The organism is Methylobacterium sp. WL6, from assembly GCF_008040095.1.
In the GTDB taxonomy this organism is placed as follows: Bacteria; Pseudomonadota; Alphaproteobacteria; order Rhizobiales; family Beijerinckiaceae; genus Methylobacterium.
The window spans coordinates 1-4,569 of sequence record NZ_VRVH01000342.1; the positions used below are offsets into that span (position 1 = coordinate 1).

Annotated in this window: 5 protein-coding genes; 2 read left to right on the forward strand and 3 right to left on the reverse strand. The window is 71.9% G+C overall.

The features are described from left to right. Positions 1 to 387: 387 nt before the first annotated feature. From FV230_RS25075 to FV230_RS25085, 3 genes are all read right to left on the reverse strand, one after another. The gene (locus FV230_RS25075) at positions 388 to 1,575 is read right to left on the reverse strand and encodes a M20 aminoacylase family protein (protein ID WP_246694993.1); all 1,188 of its coding nucleotides are present in this window, start codon (positions 1,573 to 1,575) and stop codon (positions 388 to 390) included. Between the two features lie 190 nt (positions 1,576 to 1,765). Continuing rightward, positions 1,766 to 2,053 (reverse strand): hypothetical protein, encoded by a 288-nt coding sequence (locus FV230_RS25080; RefSeq protein WP_147728782.1) that lies wholly within the window; start codon positions 2,051 to 2,053, stop codon positions 1,766 to 1,768. Between the two features lie 77 nt (positions 2,054 to 2,130). Beyond that, the gene (locus tag FV230_RS25085) at positions 2,131 to 3,438 is read right to left on the reverse strand and encodes a capsule biosynthesis protein (protein WP_147844327.1); all 1,308 of its coding nucleotides are present in this window, start codon (positions 3,436 to 3,438) and stop codon (positions 2,131 to 2,133) included. A gap of 228 nt (positions 3,439 to 3,666) precedes the next feature. Between FV230_RS25085 and FV230_RS31015 the strand changes: the two genes are divergently transcribed. Further along, positions 3,667 to 4,050 (forward strand): hypothetical protein, encoded by a 384-nt coding sequence (locus tag FV230_RS31015; RefSeq protein WP_246694992.1) that lies wholly within the window; start codon positions 3,667 to 3,669, stop codon positions 4,048 to 4,050. Further along, on the forward strand, positions 4,047 to 4,569 hold a 523-nt coding region (locus tag FV230_RS25095; protein WP_348642163.1), incomplete at its 3' end, for a lysylphosphatidylglycerol synthase domain-containing protein. The genes FV230_RS31015 and FV230_RS25095, both read left to right, overlap by 4 nt.

A 4,569-nucleotide genomic window follows, 5' to 3' on the forward strand; every position in this document is an offset into this window, starting at 1 on the left:
CGCCGCGCCGCGGCCGAGCGCCTGCTGCCGGTCGCAGCCGGGCAGGAGCGCGGCGAACGCCTCGCCGCCGAGACGGACGAGGAGCGCATCGGACCCCGTCCCCTCGCGTACGGTCTCGGCGAACAGCGTCAAGTCTCGTCGCCGACCGGATGGCCGTAGCGGTCGACGGTCCGCTCGCGAAGCTGGACGACGCCCGCGATGCAGGCTTGCCGCATGCCCGACATCCTCACGCCGCGTGGTCACGAGGCTGCACGCGCCTGCGCGCCGAGATATACAACAGCGCGCGTGTCGGCGACGGTCGCCGCGACCGCGATGATCGAGCAATGGCGGCGCTCTCATCTTCCCGCGTCGACAGCCGCGACCCGGAGACGCTTGCGCGTCCACGTCTCACCCCGCCAGCGGCAGCCCCGTCTCGATCAGCCGTGCCCAAAGCGAGGCGCCGAGCGGGGCGGCGGCGTCGCAGAAATCGTAGTGCGGGTGGTGGAGCGCGGCGCTGTCGCCGTTGCCGAGGAACAGGTAGGCGCCGGGGCGCCGGCCGAGCATGTAGGAGAAGTCCTCGGCCGCCATCATCGGCGCGACGGCGCGGTCGACCCGCGCTTCGCCGACGAGGCCGGCGGCGACGTCGGCCATGAAGGCCGCTTCCGCCGGGTGGTTCTCGGTCACGGGGTAGCTCGATCCGAAGTCGACGCTGCCGACCGCGCCGAACCCGGCCGAGACCTGCTCGACGATCGCCACGATCCGCGCCTTCGTCGCCGTGCGCACCGCGGTCGAGAGCACGCGCATGGTGCCGCGCATCGTCACCGTCTGCGGCAGCACGTTGAAGGCTTCGCCGGCTTCGAGCGCGCAGACCGAGACCACGGCCGATTGCAGCGGGTCGATGGTGCGCGACACGATCGATTGCAGGGCGATCACCACGTGGCTCGCCACCACGACGCTGTCGATCGCGTTGTGCGGCAGGGCGGCGTGGCCGCCGCGTCCCTCGATCGTCAGGGTGAAGCGGTCGGTCGAGGCCATGATCGGGCCGGGACGGATCGCGAAGGATCCGAGCGCCAGGCCGGGGATGTTGTGCATCCCGTAGACCGCATCGATGCCGAAGCGCTCCATCAGCCCGTCCTCGACCATCGCCTCGCCGCCGCCGCCGCCCTCCTCCGCCGGCTGGAAGATCAGCACCGCCGTCCCGTCGAAGTTGCGGGTGGCCGCGAGGTACTTCGCGGCGCCGAGCAGCATCGCGGTGTGCCCGTCGTGCCCGCAGGCGTGCATCTTGCCCGGCACGGTCGAGCGGTAGGCGAGGTCGCGCACCTCCTGGATCGGCAGGGCGTCCATGTCGGCGCGCAGGCCCAGGGTGCGGGCGGCGGCTTGGCCCGCGCCGTGTCCGGCCCCGTTTCCCCTGCCCCGGATCACACCGACGACGCCGGTCCGGCCGATGCCGGTCTCGACCGCGTCGCAGCCGAAGGCCGCGAGCTTGCCGGCGACGAAGCCGGCGGTGCGCGTGACGTCGTAGAGCAGCTCGGGATGGGCGTGCAGGTCGTGCCGCCAGGCGGTCATCTCGTCGGCGAAGCGCCGGATCTCCGGCAGGCCGCCCGTGGATCGGTCCTCGGCGGCCGCGCCGCGGACGTGGGCATCGCGGGCGATCGGAGGTTCGGCGGACGGGTGCGGCAACGGCATGGATCGGTAGGCCTTCGGCTCCGGTCGTCGCGGCCGGCAGGTCCCACCAGCAAACAGGGGGCCAACGCTCCGGTCAACGCGGGAGCGACGGCGTATCGCCTCAGCGGCGGCGCCCCGATCCGCCGTCGTTGTGGGCGAGCGTCTGCGCCGCGAGCGCCGCGTCCAGTTTCCGCATCGCCTCGAAGCGCGCGATGTCGGCCTCGACGTCGCGGATCGTCTCCTCGACGAGGTGATGCTGGATCGCGAGGCGGGGATCGTCGGGCGCCATGCCCTCGCGCTCGCGCAGGCGCAGCACCGCCTGCCGCACCACCCCGTAGACCGCCTCGCGCTCGGCCCGGTTCATGGTCGGCTTGATCGCCTGGGCGACGAGGTCGGAGAAGTCCGGCATGGGCGTGCGATCGGGTCCGCTCGAGGGGGGGCGGCCGGACCCGGATGCGGGCCGGCCCTATCGGGCGCTGCGCCCGCTCAGATCCGCTGGTCCCTGATCCCGCCGACGATCAGCGACACCGAGCTCCACAGCACGACGAAGCAGAAGAACAGCACCGCAAGCTGGCGCCAGCGCTTGGGATAGAGCGAATCCGTCGGGATCATCGGCGGCACGAAGGCCGTGAGGAAGATGTGCTGCTTGCCGGCGGAGACGCGCGCCCGGTCGAGCAGCGTGTTCGCCATCTCGTTGAGCTTCTCGGCGATAGTGCGCTCGACCATCAGGCCCTCGTATTCGAGCAGCGCGTTGGTCATGGTCGCGCCGCTGGCGGCGCCCCCGTCGGTGGTCAGCTGGTCCTGCAGCGTCTTCATCTGGCTGTCGATCGCCGCCACCGTCGCGGCGAGGACCTGGATCGAGCGGGACTTCTCGTCGAGGTTCGAGCCGCGCAGCACCTGGAGGTCGTTCTCCGCCTTCAGCTTCTCCTTGCGCAGGGTCATCATCGTCAGCAGGGTGCCCTCCGCCGACTTGATCGGATCGATGATGCCCCAGTGGTTGCGGTAGCGCTGGATGTCGAGCGTCGCCTTGCGCAGCCGCTCCTGCGCCGCCGCCGAATCGATCTCGGCCTGCTTGACCATGTCGGCCTGCGCGCGCCGCGAGATCTCGTTGATCAGCACCTCGGAGCGGGCGACGACGTCCTTGGCGATCGCCAGGGCGTCCTCCGGCGTGAAGGCGCGGACCGACAGCTGGATCACGCCCGAGATCGCGTCGATCCGCGCCTGGACGTGCTCCTGCCAGTACTTCGTCAGCTCCTCGATCGGCTGCGGCGTGCGATAGCGCGCCCAGAAGTCGGCTTCCTTGCGAGAGAACATCTGCGACACGCCGAGGCTCTTCTCGACGGCGTCGACCATCGCCTGGCTGTTGATGAAGTCCCGGACGATGTAGCTGTCCTGGCTGTTGTGCTTCTGAATCAGGCTGGTGTACTCGCCGAGCGACACGTTCTCCATCGGCTCGACGTTGCCGCGCACCGCGAACTGCGCCTCGGCGATGTACTGGTCCGAGGCGATCGCGAACAGGTAGAACCCGACGACCGCGGTCGGCAGCAGGACGAACAGGCTGAAGCGCTGGACCAGCCGGGCGACGTAGCTCTTCGGCTCCGCGTCGACCGGGCTGAGGCCCGGCAGGCGGGTCCAGGCGAGGCTCTCGCGGGTGCGCTGGACCAGCGAGCGCCGGGCCGGATCGCGGATCGGCTCGATCGTCTCGGCACCGCGCCGAAGCTCGGTCACAGACCGCTGCGCGACCTGCAGAAGGCCGCGGAGTCGATCGCCTTGCCTGACCTCGTCGACGCTCATCCGTTCCGGTTTCCTGCGCTCTGCTCGTTCGACCGCGCCGTGACGGAGACGGCCGCGCCGTGCGACCTCGCCGGCTCGCTTTCGAGACGAGGCCCGCTCGCGATCGGAGCGGTGCCGCAATCCCGTTCTTTTCGGCCCTTTTTAAGGCGTCGGCGGTGCGCGGCCTGCGGCGGCCGGCACGATCCGCCGCGGTTGCGCGCCGCCCGTCCCCGTCCTACCCGATGTGCGATGAAAACGGATCCCGCCGACGTCGCATCTGCCCGACCCGTCCGAACGGCGAAGGCGAAGTTCTCCGAGGTGGTGGCGGTCTGCACGAAGTGCGCCAAGCGCCAGGGCTTGCCCAAGCGGGCGATCCGCGACCGGGTGAAGGCCGGCCTGAAGCAGGCCCGGCCCGGAGCGAAGCTTCGGATCGTCGAGACCGGATGCCTCGGCCCCTGCCCGAAGCGCCTCGTCGCCGTCGCCACCGGGGCCAGCGTCGCGGGCGGGCGGATCCTGCTGATCGACCCGGTGGCGCCCGCGGCCGAGATCGCCGCCCAGCTGCTGCCGTGCCGGAGACCGGCCGCGCCGTCGCACGATCCGGAGGCCGGAGACGATCGGGACGCGGCCGCGTGACGGCGCCGGGGGCCTCCCGCGCGGGCCGGCCAGGGGTCGCGCGGGCGATCCTGCGCCGCCTGCCGCTGGCCGGCACCGTGCTCGGCCTCGGCCTCGCCGTCTGGCTCGTCGCCACCAACGACCTCGGAGCCGTCGCCGACGCGTTCGGCCGGATCGGGTTCCTGGGCCTGGCCGCCGTGGTGATGATGCGGGCGGCCATCGTGACGATCTGCGCGGTCGCCTGGCAGCGCATCCTCAACGGCCTGTCGCCGGCCGGCCTTCCCGCCTTCGCCACCCTGCGCTTCGTGCGCGAGGGCATCAACGTGCTGCTGCCGGTCGCCTCCGTCGGGGGCGACGTGGTCGGCGGCCGGCTGTTGACCTTCTGGGGCGTCGCCGGGCCGCTCGCCGCCGCCTCGATCCTCGCCGACATGCTGTTCCAGGTCGGGACGCAGGCGCTGTTCGCGCTGCTCGGCGCCGGCCTGCTGATGCAGGTGGAGGGCGAGCCGGCCGCCGAGCTCGCGCGCTGGGTGCTGCGGGCGC